At 43.9% G+C, this 15,129-nt stretch carries 10 protein-coding genes; 7 read left to right on the top strand and 3 right to left on the bottom strand.

Going from position 1 to position 15,129, the window contains the following annotated elements; genetic code table 11:
- Positions 1–21 precede the first annotated feature (21 nt).
- The 3 genes from IGI76_RS14370 to IGI76_RS14360 are packed head-to-tail and all read right to left on the bottom strand — an operon-like array spanning position 22 to position 3,041.
- The gene (locus IGI76_RS14370; RefSeq protein WP_060791531.1) at positions 22–519 is read right to left on the bottom strand and encodes a hypothetical protein; all 498 of its coding nucleotides are present in this window, start codon (positions 517–519) and stop codon (positions 22–24) included.
- 18 nt (positions 520–537) lie between these two features.
- On the bottom strand, positions 538–2,409 hold the full coding sequence (locus IGI76_RS14365; protein WP_438781649.1) for a beta-N-acetylhexosaminidase: 1,872 nt from the start codon (positions 2,407–2,409) through the stop codon (positions 538–540).
- Positions 2,409–3,041: a DUF624 domain-containing protein gene (locus IGI76_RS14360; RefSeq protein ID WP_015510403.1), complete on the bottom strand. Its 633-nt coding sequence runs from the start codon at positions 3,039–3,041 to the stop codon at positions 2,409–2,411. The genes IGI76_RS14365 and IGI76_RS14360 overlap by 1 nt, the downstream gene beginning before the upstream one ends.
- Before the next feature lie 300 nt (positions 3,042–3,341).
- On the opposite strand from IGI76_RS14360, the gene IGI76_RS14355 reads away from it, so the two are divergent.
- From IGI76_RS14355 to IGI76_RS14325, 7 genes are all read left to right on the top strand, one after another.
- Complete coding sequence (locus tag IGI76_RS14355) at positions 3,342–4,700, top strand: alpha-L-fucosidase (protein ID WP_333718757.1); 1,359 nt, start codon at positions 3,342–3,344, stop codon at positions 4,698–4,700.
- A gap of 55 nt (positions 4,701–4,755) precedes the next feature.
- Positions 4,756–5,709, top strand: coding sequence for an ABC transporter permease (locus IGI76_RS14350; protein ID WP_005228058.1), 954 nt, complete (start codon positions 4,756–4,758; stop codon positions 5,707–5,709).
- 15 nt (positions 5,710–5,724) lie between these two features.
- On the top strand, positions 5,725–6,639 hold the full coding sequence (locus tag IGI76_RS14345) for a carbohydrate ABC transporter permease (protein ID WP_015510401.1): 915 nt from the start codon (positions 5,725–5,727) through the stop codon (positions 6,637–6,639).
- A 21-nt stretch (positions 6,640–6,660) separates the two neighbouring features.
- Positions 6,661–8,313: an extracellular solute-binding protein gene (locus IGI76_RS14340; RefSeq protein WP_015510400.1), complete on the top strand. Its 1,653-nt coding sequence runs from the start codon at positions 6,661–6,663 to the stop codon at positions 8,311–8,313.
- Between the two features lie 84 nt (positions 8,314–8,397).
- The gene (locus tag IGI76_RS14335) at positions 8,398–11,445 is read left to right on the top strand and encodes an alpha-mannosidase (protein ID WP_121260720.1); all 3,048 of its coding nucleotides are present in this window, start codon (positions 8,398–8,400) and stop codon (positions 11,443–11,445) included.
- Between the two features lie 6 nt (positions 11,446–11,451).
- Positions 11,452–13,707, top strand: a complete 2,256-nt coding sequence (locus IGI76_RS14330) for a glycoside hydrolase family 3 N-terminal domain-containing protein (RefSeq protein WP_060791526.1) — start codon at positions 11,452–11,454, stop codon at positions 13,705–13,707.
- The gene (locus IGI76_RS14325; RefSeq protein ID WP_086295747.1) at positions 13,704–15,089 is read left to right on the top strand and encodes a glycoside hydrolase family 1 protein; all 1,386 of its coding nucleotides are present in this window, start codon (positions 13,704–13,706) and stop codon (positions 15,087–15,089) included. The genes IGI76_RS14330 and IGI76_RS14325 overlap by 4 nt, the downstream gene beginning before the upstream one ends.
- The last annotated feature ends 40 nt before the right edge of the window (positions 15,090–15,129 follow it).

The following is a 15,129-nucleotide window of genomic DNA, read 5'->3' as shown; positions in this document are numbered from 1 at the left end:
AATAACTCCTTTTTCAATCACTTAAAGAAATTCTGTATTCGTCATGACTGTTTCTTGAATTTTCCAGCCATCTGCTTCCTTGACAAAGGTATGGTAAGCCTCTGTGATGTGGTCACGGTAAGAAGAGTCTTTTGGGCTGATCGTTTTCTGTTGAGCCGCGACCAGCATGGATCCTGTCTCTTGTTTAACAACTTCAAAAGAAAGCAGCGTGTGCTGCAGCTGTTCTTCTGCAAAAAAATCAGCTAATTCTTGGGTCGTCTCTGCTCGTGCCGCTGCCACTAGCGTTGCGGCATAGGCTGTCGCGTCTTGGTCAGAGGCTGCTTGTAAATTTTCTTTCAGCACTGCCAAACAAGCCTCCGCCGCTGCTTGATTTGTAATATTGCCTGTCATCTCCAGTTTTTCTGAAGGTTGGGCATGAACTGGAGCAGAAGAATCGGTTGTTAGAAAATAGAGAAAGAATAGGCTAACAATAGCCAGCAGACTCACGATGACGGTTCGGCGCAGCAAGGATGTTTTCATAAGTTCTCACTCCTTCTTTTAAACATCAGAAATTTTCCCCGCACTATAGATTCCATGAAATAAATTGCGACCCACAGAAGTACTGCCGCTGAAAGGGGTCACCATTGGTAAGGACGGTTGAGTCAATTCTTCCAACGTATCGAGCTCCCCGTCCAAGAAGGCAGTAAGCCGCCAGAGTGTCGTATCGCAGCGCATCAGCAAGGCGCCGTATCGCAGATCGATAATTTCAAAACCGAAAGGTCGATTCCAGTCAAACCAGACTTGACGATGGGCTTCATAAAGGGATTGCAAGATGGATTTATAGACACTGAGCTTATCTACTGCTTGGTGCAGTCCGGTGCGATCTTTGCTTTTATAGGCACTAGTGATCTGGTTGGTAATACAGGCTTTTTGTGCCAAAACATCAGCCAGCTGCTGATAAAAGGCAAACATCGTTTGTGTGTCCCGTGTTGTTTTCACAGCAGCCAACTCTTGAGCCAATGTTTGATAGTGGGATGCTAAAGAAAGATCAGTTAAATTTTCTTGATACAAGCCATACAGCAAGTCTTGGTAGAGCAACAGCTTGCTGGGGTTTTCTCCGTGAGGATTGTTTTTTGGCACACCTGTAGTTTGATCAAAGCGATCAAGCAGTAAAAAGTCGTTGGCTATTGATTGATGAAAAAGCTGAAATTTTTTAGTTAAATTCTCTAACGAAAGGTCGTTTCCAAACTGCGCTTCACTGAAATATTGCAAACCTAGTAGCGCAGCAATCAATGGTGTTTCAGCTCCGTCGTCGCCCCAAAGTGTGGCATAGACTTCTTGGACATCGTTTTCTTTGGCGGCTTGCAAGGCGTGACGCATGGTGGCGAAACTTTTGCCGTAGTTCGGCGCCAAACCGTTCCACGTCCAGATACCTCCAGCAAAGACGATCGGCTGTTTTAATTCCCGATGTTTCGCAAACATTCGCTGATAAGAGGCATGATCATGGTGATAATAATCCCAGTAAACCATTTTGACCGCAGGAAGGTCAGAAAATAATTCTGTCGGAAAACACACGTCTGAATCGTAGTAATCACCCGTAGGCGCACCGATTCTAAAAAACATATCGCTCCACATCATCGGCTCAAAACCTATGTTTTGACAAAGCGCAGCTACCTGCTTTAGGTGTGCGGCCATAATCGTGAAACGGTCTTTTAACCCGTGTATTTCTAAATACTTTCCTTTCCCCAATTGGTGTGCTTCATCCATACCGATGTGCAGTTGATCAGTTGCAAAACACGAACGGATCGAACGGATCGCTGCTTCCAAAAAAGTATACGTTTCTTCTTCTCCCACCAGTAGAATATCTTCTGTGTCCCGAATATTTCCAGCGAACTGCCACTTTAAAGGATTCGTCAAATGTGCCAATGTTTGAATCGCTGGAATCAAAGTTACTCCTACGGCTTGGGCATAGGTATCTAGAGCCTTTAACTCTACTTGGGTATAACGACCGCGCAAATGTCCGAAATAAGGGTACTCTGGAATTTCATAAGTATCTTCCATATAGAGCATGAGGCGATTGAGACCCATCTTACTTGTTAATAAAATGAACCGTTCCAGCTTTTTGACGGTCATCACCGCATTGCGGGACAGATCGATCATTGGTCCAATTGCTTCAAAATGCGGCTGTTCTTCTAAGACATAGACTGGGCGGTCTTCATGCACCCATAAAGTTAATGCCCGAAACAAATGCGCTTTTTCTTGATAGTAAATGATCGTTTCTAGTGGGCCGTGGCAAATTTTCAGGGAACCGGGTCGATGAATCAAGCGCAAGGGATGGCCATTCGGCGTTTCCCTCAATTCTAGTTCTTGCAGTGCGTGACTAAAAAAATCATCGAGGTTTTCATTACTTTGGATAAAAATGTCCTTCATCACGAGCGTCCTTCTTTCATCAGTGATTCCGAGCGCTGAATCGCTTGAAAAGAGAACCAGCTACTGGGGAATAGGAAAAAGGGAACAAAGCCGATGACTAATAAGATTGGCAAAAAAGTCAAAATGATAGTAGTCACTAAGATTCCCAAAATCATCGCAATTGTTTGGGGAACACTGATAACCATTAGTAATATTGCTTGTTTAAAATAGTGAAGAAGCGTCAAATCATAACGCAAATAGACCGGCAGAAGGTACAAGCTGATCAAAAGGGCACTGATAAATAGCAGCAGCAAAAAAAAGTGAATCAAGCTATTTTGGATAAAAGTACTAGAGATACGTAATTCCAACCATAAGAACAACAACAAACCCGCTTGCATGGCGCCTAATTGATTGGCACGACGGAAATTTTTTTTCACGATAGTTTTGAACCAAGTCTTCAAAGACGCTGGTCGTTCCTTTTTTTGGAAGCTATCGAAAAAAGCTTGGATAATCGTAGCGGTGGCAGGAAAAATACCTAAAAATATCCCGTATCGAAATACCCAATAAAACCAGAGTAACTGCAACTTCAGGCAATGAAGTAACCAATCGCCGACTTGATAGGAAACATGATAAATACCATTCGTTTGTTTCATAAGCCCCTCACTTTCTTACGGATACAAGTTTTGTTGTATCCGCTTTATTTGTTGTTCTAATCGTATCATTGATATATAGCGAGTGGGAGTAAATGGAAAAATCACACATCGAAAACAAGAAAAACACAGCAAATGTATTTGAAACGCTACATTTTTCCAAAAACGTTCATCGAAATCAAGCTTTATTCCTTGCACCTTTTATAGACGAAGTTGCTCGTTTTAACATAGCGAAAAAACTTACATATTGTTATAGGACATTTTTTTCGCTTACATTTAGAACAAAGAAAGGAGTGCAAATGAATGACAAAGATTCGCGGTGATATTGAAGAAGCCAAAGGGAATGTTCAAGAAGAACTAGTCCCAGAAACAGAAATGCTCAAGCAACGTCTGGAATGGTTTCAAGACTTGAAATTCGGAGTGATCTTCCATTATGGGCTGTATGCCGAAGCGGGGATCGTTGAGTCTTGGCAATTATCTGAAAAAGATGAATGGGCTAGAGAAAACCACCCTTATCGAGAAACCATCGAAGCACTGCGTTTGGATTATTGGCAGTTGATCAATCAGTTTGAACCGAAGAAGCTGGATACCCGCAAATGGGCAAAAATCTGTAAGGATGCAGGGTTTAAGTACTGTTTATTCACAACAAAGCATCATGATGGGTTTTCGATGTTCAATACAATGGAATCAGAGTTTAAAATCGGCGGGAAATTAAGTCCCTTTAAACGCGACATATTGCAAGAAGTGTTTACGGCATTTCGAGAAGCAGGGATCGCCACAGGAGCCTATTATTCTAAAGCTGACTGGTATTCTCCTTTTTACTGGTTGGATGATGATACCGTCAAAGGCCGTCATGCCAGTTACGATACCCATCTTCATCCAGAAATTTGGGCACGCTATGTGTCGTTTGTGCATCGCCAGATTGCGGAGATTACCTCCAATTACGGAAAAGTCGATTTTCTTTGGTTAGATGCCGGTTGGTGCGGACAAGGCAAAGAAGACCTACAAATGGATCGTTTAGCTGAGATTGCGCGTAAGAAACAGCCGGAATTGATCATCGTTGATCGGATGATGGGGGGCCGTCATGAAAATTATGTGACACCAGAACGCAAAATTCCTGCATTAGCGGAAATTCCTAAAAAAGTTTGGGAAAGCAATATCCCGATTGGAAATGATTGGGGCTATGTGCCGAATGATACTTTTAAGAGCAGCCAAGAACTGCTGGAAACCTTGATTGATGTAGTCAGTAAAGGGGGGAATTTGATTTTAGGCGTCGGACCAACACCTGATGGCGAATTTACATTCGAAGAGACCCAACGCTTAGAAGAAATCGGCCATTGGTTGGCGCTATATGGTGAAGGCATCTATGAAACGCGGGCAAGACCAACAGCTTGGAAAAATGAATGGTATTTGACCTATCAAAAAGACGGCAAGGCTCATTTTGCATTTCGCAGTATCGCTGCAGTCGCTTGCGAACAGATTCCTTTAACAGAGATCGGAGCAACTGAAGAAGACGAGCTAATTGATCTAGCCACTAAAAAACCGTTACCAGTCTATAAAAATGCGGATGAACCGTATCTCTTATGGTCGGATATCAGTCACCCGAACGTTGGGGCAGTTGGGATTCGCGTTTCGACACATAGGGAAAAAAATACACATTGATTTGAAAGCGAATACAATTCATGATAAGGCTAACACCAAGCAAGGAGGAGGAAGAATGGAAACAGCGCCAATCAGACAAACCGTTTCAGTACCTAAAACAAAGAAACAAGATATAAAAATGAAGATCAAGAAAAATCGGCAATTGTACTTGTTTGTGTTGCCAGCGTTTTTGATTATTTTGATTTTCTCGTATGGACCGATGTATGGAATCATTATTGCATTCAAGGATTATATGCCTTCATTAGGGATTATGGGCAGTCCTTGGGTTGGGTTTAAACATTTTCAACGTTTCTTCGATTCCTATTATTTTTGGGAACTCATCAAAAATACTTTAGGAATCAGTATCTATTCATTGGTTGTCGGTTTTCCGCTGCCGATCATCCTGGCATTGGCTTTGAATGAGATCAAAGACGGCCCGTTTAAAAAAATTACCCAAACAGTCACGTATGCTCCAAACTTTATTGCTGTGGTGGTCATGGTAGGTATGGTCATTGCTTTCTTATCTCCCTCAACAGGGATCATCAATCACCTATTAGAATTTTTGGGTTTCGAGCGGATCAGCTTTATGACCAATCCCCGCTGGTTTAAAACGATTTATGTACTGTCGGGCGTTTGGCAAGGAACGGGATGGGGGTCTGTGATTTATCTGGCAGCCCTATCTGGAGTTGATACGCAACTGCACGAAGCGGCAACGATCGATGGCGCTTCTCGTCTGCAACGCGTTTGGTATATCAATATTCCAACGATCATGCCCACGATGGTGATCTTATTGATCATGAGCTTCGGCAGCTTGATGTCAGTTGGGTTTGAAAAAATCATCTTGATGCAGAATCCTTTGAATATGCAATCCTCGAATGTGATTGCGACCTTTGTTTACCAGCAAGGGCTGTTAGATGCGCAGTACAGTTTTGCTGCGGCAGTCGGCCTATTTAACTCATTGATCAATTCAGTCTTGTTGATCGTAGTCAATCATATCGCCAAACGTTTAAGCAACTCTAGTTTATTGTAGAAGGGAGGACCAAAAGTGAAAACAACGTCTTTAATAAAAGATACCCGTGCTGATAAAATCTTTTTGATCTTTGTTTATGTGTTTTTAGCAATTTCTTTGCTGATCGTTTTGTATCCACTGATTTATATCATCAGTGCTTCAATCTCAAATCCGCATCTGGTAAACTCTGGTGAAATGTGGCTTTTGCCAAAAGGAATCACCTTTGAAGGCTATCGAACACTACTAGGCAATAGCAGTATCTGGCGTGGCTATTTGAACACGATTTATTATACGGTTTTAGGGACATCGATCAATCTCTTAGTGACCTTACCTTGCGCTTACGCCTTATCACGAGAGGATTTTTATGGGCGACGCGCCTTCACCAATTTTATGTTGGTCACCATGTTCTTGTCCGGTGGCTTGATTCCCAGCTACTTGTTGATTCGCAGCTTAGGCATGCTGAATACTGTCTGGGCACTAGTGATTCCAGGAGCCGTCTCGGTTTACAATGTCGTTGTCACGCGAACATTTTTTCAATCCACGATTCCACGGGAGATGGAAGAAGCAGCAATTGTGGATGGTTGTTCTGATTTTCGGCTATTCATGCAGATCGTTTTACCACTATCAACGCCGATCATTGCGGTAATGGCTTTGTTCTATGGCGTCGGACATTGGAACAGCTTTTTTAGCGCATTGATCTATCTTTCTGATCGATCAATGTATCCGTTACAAATGATTTTAAGAGAAATATTGATTCTTCAAGATATGTCATCAAATACCGTCAATAATGTGACTTCAGAAATGGCGAATATGCTATATAGCAAACAACAACTTGCTCAAGTCATCAAGTACGGCGTCATGATCGTTTCTTCATTACCGGTAATTATCGTCTATCCGTTCTTACAAAAGTATTTTGTCAAGGGCATGATGGTTGGTTCAATTAAAGGATAAAAAACTTAAAGGAGGAAGAAAATGAGAGTAAAAAAGAAACTTTTAGGAATAGCAGGTGTTGCTTTGTGCAGTATGCTCGTCTTAGGTGCGTGCGGTAATTCTTCAGATGAAGGTACTGGGGAAAAGAAAGAAGTGGCCATCAATCATGACAGTCAGTTTCCGATCATCAAAGAAGGGGAAGAACTGACACTGAATATCATGGCACCTGGTGTAGGGTTGGCGGAATGGGAAGACATGCCGACATTACAGGATTATCAGGAAAAAACTGGCATCAAACTGACCTATACGACACCGCCATCCGCTGACTTTAGTACGAAACTGAACTTAGCCTTTGCTTCTGGAGATTTACCGGATATCGTTTACGGTGCTGGTTCGCAAGCATTGACTGCTTCGATGGAGATCGATTACGGTTCACAAGGGATCTTGCTTCCCTTAGAGGAGTATATCACGCCGGAAATCATGCCAAACTTGTATGCACTGACGCAAGAAGATCCCTCAATCTTGAAGTCGATCACAACACCGGATGGGCACATCTACTCTCTGCCGATGATCTCACGGAATGCGACATCGATCTGGTGGCAAGGTCCGATGTGGTACAACGGCACGTGGCTCGATAATTTAGGTGTATCAGAGCTGCCAAAAACCACAGACGAATTGCAAGAGCTTCTGACACGTTTTAAAAACGAAGACCCTAACGGCAATGGTCAAGCAGACGAGATCCCATTGACGGATGTTGATATGAACTCGACACGAGTTTGGTTGATGGCTGCCTTTGGCTTACGGACCCGCGGCATCCAAGTGGATGATGATGTGGTCTCCTACACACCGACTTCAGAAAACTACAAAGCATTCTTGGAATATATGAATACATTGTACGATGAAGGCTTGCTGGATAAAGAAGTTTATGGACAGTCAGATGAACAGAAAAAAGCGAAGGGTGAAAACAATCAACTTGGGCTTTTTGCCGACTATTTCAGCTTCTTTACTACTGGTCGCAGTGAGGAAGAGGCTATGAATGATCCAATGTTCCAACCAGTGACTTCTGAATGGGCTCCAGAAGCTAAGATTCCCGGTAGTCCAAGAATTTCACGAGGGACCTTTGCTTTGACCAATGTCAATCCTTCTCCAGAAGCTTCTATGCGCTGGGTGGATTACTTCTATTCAGAAGAAGGCTCAAAATATATCGAACAAGGACCAGAAGGGTTTTTATGGGAGTACCAAGAAAATGCGGACGGTGAAAAAGTTCGTGTCTATGCAGACGGCATCGATACCAACAATACCGAAGACGAACGTGGCAAGATCACACCAGCATACGGATTGACAACGCCAAACCTTGTTATCGATACAACCGGCGAATACCATATCCGTAAAACGGCGAATGAAGAACCGGATACTCGTTTCAACGATTGGGTTGCCAAAGAAACAGCTGAGAAGATGGAAGACATCGCTGAAGTACCATTTCCGCTACTGTATTTAACGATTGAAGAAAACGATAAGGTAGCAGCAACTGCCACTGATTTGACAACTTATGTAGAACAAATGGAAGCCAAGTTTATCACAGGTGTCGAACCGTTAGATAATTGGGACGACTATGTGAAAACGATCGAAGCAATGGGCATTGACGAATACGTCGAAGTCTACCAAGCGGCTTATGACCGTTGGAAAGCAAACTAAATAAAGTGATAAGTGGAAAACGGGCCGAGATGATCAATCTCAACCCGTTTTTTTCAAAAATCTGCTAGAGGAGTCCAAAGAAAAATGAGAGTTATGCAGCCTTATGAGTTTGAACGCATTCGAAAAATTTTATACAAATTAAAACAATACCGCGTACGCCATCAGCAACCGGTAACCCCACTTTTTTTAAAACGAGAGACTTGGGTACCGTATGAGCAAGGGACCTATTTTGGAGAAAAAAATTCCTATTACCAATTGCAAGGTAGCCTTCAAGTTCCCGCTGACTGGGTGGAAAATCTTTGTGTCCTGCAAGTGTACTCAAGCCTTTCAGAGTGGGACAATACCACCAATCCCCAAATAAAAATCTATTTGGACGATACCTATGTCCAAGCCATCGATGTCAATCATCGAGAAATTACATTGACAAAACAATTTCTACAAAAAGAAGTCAAACTGAAGATCGATTTGTTCTCCGGCCGATCCGAAAAACCATTCCCGCTGCAGGTCAATTTATTGGCGTTGGATCCTGCAGTTAATGATGTCTGGTATGATTTTTATACGCTGTTTGATAGTTGGCGTGCCATTCGTGCGTTTGGCGGTGACGAAGCATTTTATCAACAAGTCCTTGGTCAAGTCGCCAATGTCTTGGATTTTCGTACCCCCTACTCAACGGCATTCTATGAAAGTCTCACAAAAGCAAAGCAGCTGCTTTCATCGTGTTACCTACCAGCGCATACACCAAAACAAAAGGTGACGGCTGTCGGCCATACCCACATCGATCTGGCGTGGCTTTGGACGGCGCAGCAAGCAATTGAAAAAGGCGAGCGCAGTTTCCAGACGGTCTTGAAATTGATGGAGGAGTATCCAGATTACACGTTTTTTCAAAGCCAACCACAACTGTATCTCTCCATGAAAACCCATTATCCTGAACTTTACGCTGCAATCAAAGCAAAAATTCGAGAAGGAAGATGGGAAGTTGACGGGGCGATGTGGGTAGAAGCCGATTGCAATTTGACTTCAGGGGAATCGCTGGTTCGTCAGATCCTTTATGGCAAACGGTTTATGAAAGAGGAATTTCAAGTCGATAGCCGCATCTTATGGCTACCGGATGTCTTTGGTTATTCAGCCGCCTTGCCGCAAATTTTACGCAAAACAAATACGCCCTACTTTATGACGACGAAGCTGTCATGGAACCAGTTCAATCAAATTCCTTATGATTCCTTCTATTGGCAAGGAATTGATGGCAGCCGCGTTTTGACGCATTTTATTACCACCATCAGTGAAGGATACAGTCCAAGAGATTATTATACGACGTATAATGGATTGCTAGATCCGTATACGATTAAGGGGAGTTTTGAACGTTATCAGCAAAAAGATCAGCACGACGAAATTTTGATTGCCTATGGGTACGGTGACGGTGGCGGAGGCCCGACGAAAGAGATGCTAGAAGTCCAGAAACGGCTGCAAAAGACACTGCCAGATATGCCGACGATTACTGGCAATCATGTGGGGGGCTTTTTTGATCGACTGGCAGATTCTTTTAAGGAAAAACCTGGCCCGGTCTGGTACGGCGAATTGTACTTTGAATACCATCGTGGAACACTGACTTCGATTGGCAAAAACAAGAAGGCCAATCGCCAAGGAGAATTTTTCTTACAGACGATCGAAAAACTTTATAGTATCTGTGGGATGAATCGCTATCCACAAGCTGAATTAGAACAACTTTGGAAACAGCTGCTGTTCAATCAATTCCACGATATTCTGCCGGGAAGCTCGATCAAAGAAGTCTATGATCAGACGGATCAAGAGTATCGGCAGCTCTTTGAAAAAGGCTGCGAGCTGATCCAAGCTTTGCTTCCAGAAACACAAGCACCCAAAGCTACTCCATGGCATGTCTTTAATCCGCTGGGACAAGAGCGGACGGGTCTGGTCTATTTAGACGATCAAACAGGGGTCAAAGAAGCTTACTCGACTCAGCGGACCCATGATGACCGGCTTTTAGTCAAAATTCCCGCCATGGCTGGCTTGAGCTGCAAAACACTGACCCCTGTCTCAGCTGTGCCTCAATCAAAGCAAGTGGCAATGCGGCTGACGGAATCGTTTGAAACGGTTGATTTTAAAGTGATTTTTGACGAACACTTTGACATCATCTCTTTATTTGACAAACGGTATCAACGAGAGATCGTACCAAAAGGCGAGCGGTTGAATCAGTTAGTGGCTTATGAAGATCTGCCGATGGATTATGATGCGTGGGATATTGATATTTATTACCAGAAGAAGCCTTATCCTTTGAAGCAAGTTCTCTCAACTGAGGTCGTTGAGCAAGGTGAGATTCGTGATACCTTGAAAATCAAACGTCAGTTTGAAGATTCTTTTATTACCCAATGGCTACATTTTTATCATGGCACCGGAAGAATCGATTTTGAAACAGCGGTTGATTGGCAACAGCATCAATTGCTGCTGAAGGCATTGCTGCCGATTGATGTCAACACATTGGAAGCGACATTTGATATTCAGTTTGGGCAGGTAAAACGACCTGTGCATCAAAACACGACATGGGACCAAGCACGTTTTGAGAGCTGTGGTCAAAAATGGGTTGATCTCTCAGAAGGAAATTATGGGGTTAGTATTTTGACAGATTCGAAATATGGGTTCAATACGGATTATCAAAAGATCGGGCTTTCTTTGATCAAATCGCCGATCGATCCGTATCCAGAAGCGGATCAAGACTTTCATGAGTTTACCTACTCCTTGTACGCCCACGAAGGGACTTGGCAAGAAGCGCAAACGATGGAAGAAGCTTTGGCATTGAATGTTCCCGTTCTAACCGTTCCAGGTGTGCCACAACTATCAACAGAAGCTTTTCTAGCAGTCGATCAAAAGAATGTCTTGCTGGATACGGTGAAAAAAGCCGAAGATGAAGAGGCACTGATCGTGCGGTTGTACGAATATCACAATCAAACCACCGCCTGTCAATTGCGTTGCCAAAAAAGAATCAAAAAAGCGGTTTTAACGAATCTTTTGGAAGAAACCGTCGCTGAACTGCCGATCGAGCCGCTGGATGCCCAAAGCATCACAATCCATTTCCAGCCATTTGAAATCCAGACCATCATGCTTTATTTAGAAGACTAAATAGAAATGGAGAAGCATATGATTGAGACACTTTTACGGCAAATGACGTTGAAAGAAAAAATCGGCCAGCTGAATCAGCGTCTGTATGGTTGGGAAGTTTATGAAAAAACTAACGGAAAAATTATGTTGACTGAAACCTTTAAAAAAGAAGTAGCTCGTTTTGGCAGTCTTGGCTGGATCTACGGCGTGTTTCGGGCTGATCCTTGGTCAGGTAGAAATCAGCAAACAGGCCTGACGACCGCGGAGTCCTATGAGCTATCCCTTATGATTCAAACTTATTTGCAGGAGCACACTCGGTTGGGGATTCCAGCCTTTCTCAGTGAAGAGTGTCCCCACGGGCACCAAGGTTTGGAAGCCACGACATTTCCGGTCAATTTTAGTGTCGGTTCTAGTTGGAATCCCGACCTGTATCAAGCGGCCCAAACTATCACTGCTCAAGAGATTCGAGCAAAAGGGGCCCATGTCGGCTTAGTTTCCGCATTGGACATTACTAGAGATCCGCGTTGGGGACGAACTGAAGAATGTTTCAGTGAAGATCCATTTTTAACCAGCAGCTTTACCAAAGCGGCCGTCAGAGGATTGCAAGGATCAAAAACAACGATAGAAAAACAGAACGTTTTAGCGGTGTTGAAGCATTTTGCTGCCCAAGGTGCAGGAATGGGGGGGCACAATGCAGGACCAGTGGCGATCGGTGATCGGGAATTCCGTGAAATTCATCTGCCACCAATGAAAGCGGGGATTGCTGCTGGGGCTTTGGGGTGTATGGCTGCATACAATGATCTAGATGGCGTTCCTTGCCATGCCAATGCGTATTTGCTGCAAGATGTTTTAAGAGAAGAAAGTGGCTTTGCGGGAATCGTTATGGCTGATGGGTGTGGGTTGGATCGGATTGCTGACTGGCTGGGAAGTCGCTCGCAAGCAGCCGCCAAATCCTTGACCAGCGGTGTAGATGTTAGTTTATGGGACGAAGTTTTCCCTGTATTGGAAGAAGCTGTCCTTGACGGATTGATTGCGGAAACGGTTATCGACGAGGCGGTCCGGCGTGTGCTTCTTTTGAAAGAAAAACTTGGCTTGTTTAAAGAAGCAACGCCCCACGTTTCATTGCCAGACAAAGAAAAGGCCCGACAAGCTTCCTTAAAATTAGCAGAAGAATCCGTCGTCTTACTAGAAAACAATGGCATTTTGCCTTTGAAGAAAACGCGACAAAAAATTGCTGTCATTGGTCCTCACGTTAAACAGCTGTATCATCAGCTGGGGGATTATACCCCATTTAAGGAGGAAGCAATGTGTATGACTCTTTGGGAAGGGTTGACCAAATTAAATACGCATCAAGTGGATTTCGCCTACGAAAAAGGCTGCGAAATCGCCAATGGAACAACGGCGCAACGACGGCAGGCTTGTCAGATCGCAGAAGACGCTGATGTCATCTTAGTGACGATTGGTGGCTCCAGTGCCCGTGATTTCACAACGGATTTTGACAAGAACGGCGCCGCCTTAAGGGGATCTCAGGAAATGACCAGCGGAGAAAACATCGACTTAGCTACCCTCGATTTGCCGCAATGCCAGTTGGATTTACTGTTTGCGTTGAAGAAGAGGAAAAAGCCGCTGATTGGGATCGTGATTTCTGGACGACCGCATTGCTTAGCTCCGTTGAAAGAAGTATTCGATGGACTGCTTTACGCTGGCTATCCCGGCCAATATGGAGGGGAAGCGATTGCTCGGATTCTTTTTGGCGAAACGGTTCCTAGTGGGAAATTAGCAGTTTCTATTCCTGATACGGTTGGACAGCTGCCAGTCTGTTATAATTATCGCAACACAGCGTTTCAAAAAGACTACCTCGATCAAAACGGCGCACCAGTATATTCTTTTGGTTATGGTCTTAGTTATGCCTCTTTTACTTGCAGCGCGGTTTCGGCTGAATATGCAGGTGAAGGCATTATCGTTAGCGGCACACTCGAAAATCATTCTGCAGTTTCTGGCAAAGAAGTCATTCAATGTTATCTAAAAGAGTACACAAAAGCATATGTGCCGAGAAAAAAAGTCCTGTGTGGCTTTCAAAAAGTATGGGTGCCTAATCAAGGGCAAGTAGCTTTTCAACTCGTGATCGATGAAGCATCATTGCAGCAGCTGGCAATTTCTTTGAAAGATACTGCATCGTTTTGTCTGGAAGTCGAAACAGCAGGTCAGCAGTATCGATTTTTATTTCAACGATCCAACCCTGACCGTACGTGGCAGGTAACTCAGAAAGGAGCAAAAGAATGATTCACTTTCCAAAAAACTTTTTATGGGGAGCGGCCGCGTCAGCACCGCAAACCGAGGGGGCTGCGGCTGTTGACGGCAAAAGTCCCTCTACATGGGACAAATGGTTTGAGTTAGAGCCGTCACGCTTTTACGATGGTGTCGGACCAAGCGACACTTCAAATACCTACTATCAATACCGTGAAGACGTGGCAAACATGAAGGCCATGAACTTAAATTCCTATCGGACATCGATTGCATGGACCCGCTTATTACCAGACGGAAAAACATTGAATCAGACGGCAGTAAAGTTTTATCGGGCATATTTTCAGGAAATGCTGGATCAAGGCATCGAACCGATCATTAATTTGTTTCATTTTGACATGCCTTGGTGGCTGATGGAGAAAGGAGGCTGGGAAGCCAGGGAATCCGTTGACCATTTTGCATTTTATGCAAAAACTGCTTTTGAACAATTCGGCGATTTAGTGAAAAAATGGGCGACCTTTAATGAACCATTGGTGCATATTGAATGTGGGTATTACGGAGATGCTCATTGGCCGCAAGTGCGTGATTTCAAGCGGGCGATCCAAGTGGGGTATCATACTTTGCTAGCTCATGCGAAGGCAGTTGCTGAGTTTCGTAAACTCGCACTTCCTGATGGAGAAATCTGTATCATCTTGAATTTGTCACCTGTTTATCCAAAAAGCCAAGAAGCGGCTGATCGAGAAGCCGCTGAATGGGCGGACCTCTTGTATATTCGCAGTTTTTTGGACTGTGTCGTTTATGGACAATTTCCTGAAAAACTAACGAGCTTGTTCAAGGAGCATCAATTGACCCCTGAATATGAGGCAGCAGATGCGGAAATTTTTCGTGAAAATACCGTAGATTTTATCGGTTGCAATTATTATCAACCGTTGCGGATCCAAGCGCCCCTTCCGCAGAATGCAGCATCCCATCCCTTTGAGCCGCGTCAGTTGTTTCGTGGGTACGATTGGCCAGAGAAAAAAATCAATCCTCATCGTGGCTGGGAAATCTATCCAGAAGGGATCTACGATATTGCGATGCGTCTGAAGAATGACTATCAAAACATGCCATGGTTTATTTCCGAAAATGGCATGGGGGTGTCAGAGGAAGAACGGTTCATGGACGCCACGGGACAGGTCAATGATACGTACCGGATTACCTTTGTTGAAGACCATTTGCGTCAGCTGCATCGCGCGATCGAAGATGGGTCACCTTGTTTCGGCTACCATATGTGGACCTTTATGGATTGCTGGAGCTGGTTGAACGCTTATAAAAACCGCTATGGTTTTTATCGAGTAGATTTGAAGAATAACTTCGAGCGTTATCCCAAAGCATCCAGTTTTTGGTTGGCAGAAGTAGCTGCTAAAAATGCCATTGATTGATCAAAGTGTCCGATTAGAAGCAAAAATACCGCAGGAACAT

The sequence above is a fragment of the Enterococcus sp. DIV2449a genome, from assembly GCF_051711225.1.
GTDB classification, from domain to species: Bacteria; Bacillota; Bacilli; order Lactobacillales; family Enterococcaceae; genus Enterococcus_D; species Enterococcus_D casseliflavus.
The sequence above is the reverse complement of the archived record's forward strand: the minus strand, read 5'-3'. Positions and strand labels throughout refer to the sequence as shown.

Excerpts from the sequence above, each read along its gene's own strand:
- IGI76_RS14370 (WP_060791531.1), bottom strand. The coding sequence starts at position 519 with ATGAAAACATCCTTGCTGCGCCGAACCGTCATCGTGAGTCTGCTGGCT.
- IGI76_RS14365 (WP_438781649.1), bottom strand. The coding sequence starts at position 2,409 with ATGAAGGACATTTTTATCCAAAGTAATGAAAACCTCGATGATTTTTTT.
- IGI76_RS14360 (WP_015510403.1), bottom strand. The coding sequence starts at position 3,041 with ATGAAACAAACGAATGGTATTTATCATGTTTCCTATCAAGTCGGCGAT.
- IGI76_RS14355 (WP_333718757.1), top strand. The coding sequence starts at position 3,342 with ATGACAAAGATTCGCGGTGATATTGAAGAAGCCAAAGGGAATGTTCAA.
- IGI76_RS14350 (WP_005228058.1), top strand. The coding sequence starts at position 4,756 with ATGGAAACAGCGCCAATCAGACAAACCGTTTCAGTACCTAAAACAAAG.
- IGI76_RS14340 (WP_015510400.1), top strand. The coding sequence starts at position 6,661 with ATGAGAGTAAAAAAGAAACTTTTAGGAATAGCAGGTGTTGCTTTGTGC.
- IGI76_RS14335 (WP_121260720.1), top strand. The coding sequence starts at position 8,398 with ATGAGAGTTATGCAGCCTTATGAGTTTGAACGCATTCGAAAAATTTTA.
- IGI76_RS14330 (WP_060791526.1), top strand. The coding sequence starts at position 11,452 with ATGGAGAAGCATATGATTGAGACACTTTTACGGCAAATGACGTTGAAA.
- IGI76_RS14325 (WP_086295747.1), top strand. The coding sequence starts at position 13,704 with ATGATTCACTTTCCAAAAAACTTTTTATGGGGAGCGGCCGCGTCAGCA.